Here is a 1,157-nt window from a genome sequence, read left to right on the forward strand (position 1 = left end):
ATCGCGTTTATATTCCGTCCTAGTGCACGCAACTTCTCGATTGTTTTTCTTTTGCTTTGTGCCTTTGTCGGCGCAATGAACTTACTGACTAGCATGTCAGTCTATGTCGGCTTGTCTGGCGTCTTACACGGTTTGTTTGGTTTTTGGGCTCTCAGAGAAGTGTTTGAAAACAGAAGAAGTAGCCTACTCTTAGTCGCCGGACTTATTGCTAAAATCGCATGGGAGCAACTTTATGGCCCTTCAACCAGCACTGCTGCAATGATAGGTGCTCGTGTTGCTGTTGATTCACACCTGTTTGGTGCAATGGGAGGCTTAGGTATGGCATTAGTAGAGAAAGGATTCCATCGCCGTATATTTGGATAAAAAATCCCGAACCACGAAAGAGGGTTTGGTTCGGGAAAGCAGTAACCGGAAACGAAAACTCAGTAAGAATACAATGGTCGAAGCCCGCGTTTATAGAAGAATGCGGTCTTCGTTTTTCTTGATGGTTGCTTCACCAATTCCTTTCACATTGGTTAAATCAGCTGCTGTTTTAAATGGGCCGTGCTCAGTACGGTAGTCAACTATGCTTTGCGCTTTCTTTTCGCCAATACCTTTCAGCATCGTTGCTATCTCTTCTGCAGAAGCAGTATTGATATTGACCGTAATTTCAATTCCTTCATATTTATCAGCCTTGGTATCAGCGGCCAAACTGAGTGGTGCGAACACCACTAAACACAAGGTTAAAATCCATTTCATATTGAACATATACACTCCAAATTAACGCTCTGAAATAATCCGCCCTAATGTAGGCAAACACTCATCGTCATTGAAGTTTGTTTAAACAAAAATAAAACGGGCCGCTTACGCGACCCGTTTTAGTTAACATGCAAATTACATAATTAGTGCTTAGTTGCTCACAACAAAGTACTCAATGTCTGTGTTAGCACGCAATACAGCGAGAACAGAAGATAGATCCTGCTGAGATGATGCACGTTGCATTTGCATCGCAACTTGATCTTCTAGCGAACTATCTAGTTCTGCTTTCACAGCATCCAGTTCAATCACTACGATGTTGCCTTCAAGGTCTTTCGACTGACCGTAGACAGGTTTGCCATCTACTGGCTTCGCCATTGCAAAGACGGTAGTTGCTAGTGGCGAACGACGGTCAACGGTCT

General features: G+C 43.5%; 2 protein-coding genes and 1 pseudogene. 1 reads left to right on the forward strand and 2 read right to left on the reverse strand.

Annotated features, from left to right (window positions below):
* Positions 1-363, forward strand: a 363-nt coding sequence (rrtA, locus tag R7O13_RS24360) for a rhombosortase (protein ID WP_318304868.1), incomplete at its 5' end; no start/stop codon positions are given.
* A gap of 90 nt (positions 364-453) precedes the next feature.
* On the opposite strand, the gene R7O13_RS24365 is transcribed toward rrtA, so the two are convergent.
* Entirely contained in the window at positions 454-738 is a 285-nt protein-coding gene (locus R7O13_RS24365) for a ComEA family DNA-binding protein (protein ID WP_021449594.1), read from the reverse strand.
* 150 nt (positions 739-888) lie between these two features.
* Positions 889-1,157: pseudogene (locus R7O13_RS24370) on the reverse strand (peptidylprolyl isomerase); the annotation flags it as partial.

It is taken from the genome of Vibrio sp. Y176 (assembly GCF_033438945.1).